The 4,111-nt window shown below is 59.0% G+C and carries 7 protein-coding genes; 4 read left to right on the top strand and 3 right to left on the bottom strand.

The features are described from left to right. Window positions 1–52: 52 nt before the first annotated feature. Both CKO23_RS23925 and CKO23_RS26650 read left to right on the top strand, forming a co-directional pair. Window positions 53–694: a group II intron maturase-specific domain-containing protein gene (locus tag CKO23_RS23925; protein ID WP_200335897.1), complete on the top strand. Its 642-nt coding sequence runs from the start codon at window positions 53–55 to the stop codon at window positions 692–694. 222 nt (window positions 695–916) lie between these two features. Beyond that, the gene (locus CKO23_RS26650) at window positions 917–1,252 is read left to right on the top strand and encodes a WGR domain-containing protein (RefSeq protein ID WP_346014681.1); all 336 of its coding nucleotides are present in this window, start codon (window positions 917–919) and stop codon (window positions 1,250–1,252) included. A gap of 339 nt (window positions 1,253–1,591) precedes the next feature. Here the strand turns inward: CKO23_RS26650 and CKO23_RS23915 are convergent, their stop codons facing one another. Both CKO23_RS23915 and CKO23_RS23910 read right to left on the bottom strand, forming a co-directional pair. Next, on the bottom strand, window positions 1,592–2,014 hold the full coding sequence (locus CKO23_RS23915; protein WP_200335895.1) for a type II toxin-antitoxin system VapC family toxin: 423 nt from the start codon (window positions 2,012–2,014) through the stop codon (window positions 1,592–1,594). Next, window positions 2,014–2,265 (bottom strand): type II toxin-antitoxin system Phd/YefM family antitoxin, encoded by a 252-nt coding sequence (locus tag CKO23_RS23910; RefSeq protein WP_200335893.1) that lies wholly within the window; start codon window positions 2,263–2,265, stop codon window positions 2,014–2,016. The genes CKO23_RS23915 and CKO23_RS23910 overlap by 1 nt, the downstream gene beginning before the upstream one ends. Before the next feature lie 614 nt (window positions 2,266–2,879). Between CKO23_RS23910 and CKO23_RS23905 the strand changes: the two genes are divergently transcribed. Beyond that, on the top strand, window positions 2,880–3,089 hold the full coding sequence (locus CKO23_RS23905; RefSeq protein ID WP_200335891.1) for a TA system antitoxin ParD family protein: 210 nt from the start codon (window positions 2,880–2,882) through the stop codon (window positions 3,087–3,089). Beyond that, a complete protein-coding gene (locus CKO23_RS23900; RefSeq protein WP_200335889.1) occupies window positions 3,089–3,367 on the top strand; it encodes a type II toxin-antitoxin system RelE/ParE family toxin in 279 nt (92 codons plus the stop codon). Before CKO23_RS23905 ends, CKO23_RS23900 begins: the two co-directional genes overlap by 1 nt. Before the next feature lie 299 nt (window positions 3,368–3,666). Here the strand turns inward: CKO23_RS23900 and CKO23_RS23895 are convergent, their stop codons facing one another. Further along, a complete protein-coding gene (locus CKO23_RS23895) occupies window positions 3,667–3,921 on the bottom strand; it encodes a UPF0175 family protein (RefSeq protein WP_346014680.1) in 255 nt (84 codons plus the stop codon). Between the last annotated feature and the right edge of the window lie 190 nt (window positions 3,922–4,111).

Below are 4,111 nucleotides of genomic sequence, written 5' to 3'. Positions count from 1 at the left end.
AACAGCACCCGGATGGTCTCTTTGTCAAGCATCATAATCAACAGCGTTCGAATTGGGTTTTGACGAGAACTGGCTCTCAAGCCGCTGTTTTATAAGATATCACAACCCCAGGAGATCCGGGAGAGCCATCATTCGGGGCTGGTCGAATTATCATGCCGGACAAGTCTCAAAAGACATCTACTCCAAAGTAGACCATGAGACCTGGAAGGCACTCTGGCAATGGGCAAAACGGGCGCACCCTAACAAGGGAAAGCGGTGGATCAAAGAACGCTATTTCCACCAGATCGAAGGGAAAAACTGGGTGTTTGGCTACTGGGAAAAGACGGAAAGCGGAGCGAAACAGTTTAAACGTCTGAGCACTCACGCTGAGACTTCGATACGCCGCCACGTCAAAATCAAGGCTGATGCGAATCCGTTCGATACTGAATGGGAAGCCTACTTCGAGCAACGGGCAACCAATGCCATGAGGAAGCGACCCAATGGACGGATTAAGAGTCTCTGGTTACGGCAGGGGGGTATCTGCCCCATCTGCAAACAGATAATCCAACCTGACGGGGAACAGGCAGTCCACCATGTGGTTGCCCAGACCTTGGGAGGGAAAGACACGCTGGATAACCTGCGGCTACTCCATGGAAACTGCCACCGGCTTGTTCATGTAAAACATGAACTCAGTGCACTACCGGCCCTGCTGTGAGAAGCAGGGTTTACACAAGGCTTGAGCCGTGTGCGGGGAAACTCGCAAGCACGGTTCTTAGAGTCTGTTCATAAAGTTTTTCCAAGTAAAAATAGATAGTTGCTGTTTAGGTTTTTGCTTTGGAAGGCAGAAAAGACGGATTTTTGCCAGCGCACCGTTCAGAAACCCTATGTAATTCAATCTGAACTTTATGAACAGACTCTTAGGGGGGATGGGTCAGTAATGGCTGTCCCTACCCGACACCCCGAGAAGGCCCGTTACTACCAGGTCGATCTCGTGCAGGACCTGCTCGGCGACTGGACGCTTGTGCTGTCCTGGGGCGGGGAGCCCTCGCGACGAGGACGCATGCGCATCCTCGCGGTGCCGAGCGAAGCGGCTGGGCGCGAGCAGCTCGATGCCATCGCCAAACGCCGTCGGCAACGGGGCTATGTGGAGCTGTCCGGAGACGCCGCAGAGGAGGCGGTGCTCGTCCAGCGCGCGCGTGCTGCAGTGGCGCCGGCGCCTTCACGTCAAGCCAAGCACGGGCCGGACGATCTGTTTCTTGAGGAAAGGGACTGACAACAGGGGGAGGGCGCTTCGACGGATGTGCACCTTAGCTGATGGCAGTAAGGAGCCGCTCAGCACTTCACTCCCTCTGATCACTCTGTCCCAGATCCGGTCACTGGACTCGCCGCAATGAGCATCGGCTTGATCCTGAAAGCGGAAAGTCCCGCTCGTTGCGCGAGTGACCAGTCACGACCCATTCCAGCCGTTGATGTCTCGGGGATCAAGGTCCGCAGTAGAGCGGACAGCCGACACTTGCCACGTCAACGAGTCACATATCCGGACGGTGCCTGTGTCGAGATCCCGTCACAGGCGCGGGACCTGCCGATACCGGCGCGGGCGCGGACCAGGGGATTACACCGTTCGCCACGGATTGAGTAAGGCAACGCCCGTCGCGACGAAGTCGGCGTGGTTGCGTGTCACGACCGTCAATCCGTGCACCAAGGCCGTCGCGGCAATGAGCGCATCGCGCTCCGCGCAGGGATCGGGCACATGCAGTCGCGCGCATTGCCGCGCGACAGCGACGTCGATCCCGAGTATGCGATTGGCGAAGGCAAGCATGACACGCTGGTCCAACCAATGGCGCAGAATCTCGCCCTGCCGGGGATCGCGTCGCTCCATCAGTAGCACGCCCAGTTCCAATTCCAGGATCGTAATGACCGATAGGAACAGACTGGCCGCGGGCACCTGTCCAGCCCAACGAACCACGTTGGTGTCTGCCTTTCCAGCCGGAGCCTTGCGCAACTCGGATACCACATTGGTATCGAGGAGATACATCAAGACAAATCCGGCGGCCGAACGATGCCTGAGCGTAACCGCGGTGGCTCGAATTCGATCTCGGCGCAGTCGGGCTCGGCAAGTAAGTCCAGGATGCTCGGCTGATTGCCGAGGAGTTGCTCGTAGCGCTCGATCGTCATAAGCACGTAGGCCGAGCGGCCGCGATCGGTGATGAACAGCGGGCCGTCTCGTGCCGCCTTCTTGGCCTGGCTGATCGCTTGGTTGAATTCTCGGCTAGAGACTGTGGTCATAGTGCGCGTTCCACTACCAGAAAGTAGCTACGTTACTACTTTAGACTAGCATTCGCCACCGGATCGTTCGGTGAAGACTGCTCAGGTGGACGTCCCGCCTAGGTTATCGTGTGCCGCAAGCCCAGTGTCCAACCTGACATCGAGAGCACGTGATAGCGAGCGAAATCCGCGCATCGGCCTGCCGGAGGCGGGCACCCGTGAACAAGTGGACACGGCAGTGGTGCATAGGAGTCGGAGCCACCCATACGAGCCGTGACGCCCGGTAATGCGGGTCGAGCAAAGGGGGGGCGGCCCTGTCCGATCGACTGTCCGCTGAACGAGCGTTTGCGGCCGCTCACCGGTGTCGGCTAAGCGTCCGGAGTTGGCCGAGTCCTTCCGGATTGCCGCCAGACCTGGGCGACAGCTCATGGGACAGCTGAGTCGAGCCGCCTTGGAGGGTCGCTGACCGGTTCGCTCCCGGAGCTGCCACTGGACTTACGTCGCCCGGCGGCAGCTGAAGAAGGGAGACCAGACGTTATCTGTGAGGAAGAAGGACTCCCCGGCGGTCTTCGGAACGCCAAGATGTTTCTTTAAGTAGCCTATAGCGCTAAAATGCGCCAAAAAGGAGATCCCTAATGGCCGTCAACGTCAAGCTGCCCGAAGAACTCGTCAGCCAGGCGAAGCACTATGCCCGGGTTGAACATCGCTCGGTGCCCAAGCAGATCGAATATTGGTCGCAGATCGGCAAGATCGCCGCAGAGAACCCCGACCTGCCATTCTCGGTGATTCGCGAGATCCTGATCGCCGATCAGGAAGAGGCGGTTGGCGAGTACCAGTTCGGCTGATGCGCCTGCTCGTTACACCGACCTTTGCTCGCGCGGTCAAGAAGCTCCATCGCAGGCAGAAGGTCGATCTCGACGAAGCGGTGAGGATCATCGCGCAAGATCCCGGGATCGGAGAGGCCAAGGTCGGCGATCTCGCCGGTGTCCAGGTCTACAAGTTCCGTATGGCCAACCAACTGTGCCTGGTCGCCTACCGGGTCATGGACGCAGACACCGTCAAGCTCCTGATGGTCGGCCCACACGAGAATTTCTATCGAGACCTCAAGTGCGTGGAAAGCTGACCAAGCGAGTAGCGTCGTTACGCGCGCTATTCCCAACCATGTGTCCGCTAACCGTTGGATTGCGGCCGCACCTCAACCGGGGGTGAGCGTCTGCATGTGGCCGACTGCGGGCGCTGAGCCCCCAGACGTCGGCGACAGCTGATGGGACGCAGCTTCCCAGGATCAGTCGCCCTGCAGTGACTGCTTCTAGGCGGAGTCAATTCGTCAAACGCGCACCATGCTTCTGTTTCCCTTCCTGAAAAGAGGAAACAGACGATGAAGACCGACACGACAACGGCGAGGCATTGATCACGACGGCCTCAATCCGCATCGTGCAGTTCCTCGGCGACGTCCTCTGCCGTGTATTGGAACGGACTCACCTGGTAGCGTGAGAGCGCGTCAATAAAGCCCGCCCGCGTCAGGCCCGCAATCTCGGCGGCGCGGCCTTGGGAAAACCGACCGAGTTCATACCATTTGACGGCGGCGGCGATGCGCATTTCCTGCGCAAATTCACGGGGGGCTTGATGCAAGGCGGCAAATGCCGATTCGGGCATGTCGAGCGTCAGTTGTGTCACGACGATCTCCTTTGAGTGGGGGGGGAGTGATGTGCCATGAGGCGTGGTCATTTGCTGTTCGTAACTACTCAGGTCCCGCGAAGTCGCCTCGCCTGTTGTGCTTGAACACCCGGCGCGGAAGCGGATAATCGCGACCATGCAACCCCTGCCCGACCTGGCGCTCCTGAGCGCTGCCGAGAAAGACGCCCTG

Source organism: Thiocystis violacea, from assembly GCF_016583565.1.
GTDB classification, from domain to species: domain Bacteria; phylum Pseudomonadota; class Gammaproteobacteria; order Chromatiales; family Chromatiaceae; genus Thiorhodococcus; species Thiorhodococcus violaceus_A.
Note: the sequence above shows the minus strand (reverse complement) of the source record. Positions and strands in the feature narration are given on the sequence as shown.